This is a genomic window from Bartonella sp. TT121SHDZB, from assembly GCF_042193415.1.
Taxonomy (GTDB): Bacteria; Pseudomonadota; Alphaproteobacteria; order Rhizobiales; family Rhizobiaceae; genus Bartonella.
In genome coordinates, this window is record NZ_JBHILR010000091.1 from 1 (window position 1) to 272 (window position 272).

Below are 272 nucleotides of genomic sequence, written 5' to 3' on the forward strand. Positions count from 1 at the left end.
TGCCGCTGGCGCTGGGCGCCATCTTCGTGCTGCTGGTGCTGACCTTCCGCTCGCCCAGGCAGGCGCTGCTGGTCATTGCCAACATCCCGTTCGCGCTGGTGGGCGGCATGGCGGCGCTGAGTGCGGCGGGCGAGTACCTGTCGGTGCCTGCCTCGGTGGGCTTCATCGCGCTGTGGGGCATTGCGGTGCTCAACGGCGTGGTGCTCGTCAGCACGATCCGCAGTCTGCGCGAGCAAGGCATGTCGGTGGAGGAATCCGTGCGGCTGGGCTCG

Annotated in this window: 1 protein-coding gene; it reads left to right on the forward strand. The window is 69.1% G+C overall.

What is annotated here, in order from left to right; genetic code table 11:
• The coding region (locus tag ACFIKI_RS08675) for an efflux RND transporter permease subunit (RefSeq protein ID WP_375666818.1) at positions 1–272 on the forward strand (272 nt) is incomplete at both ends.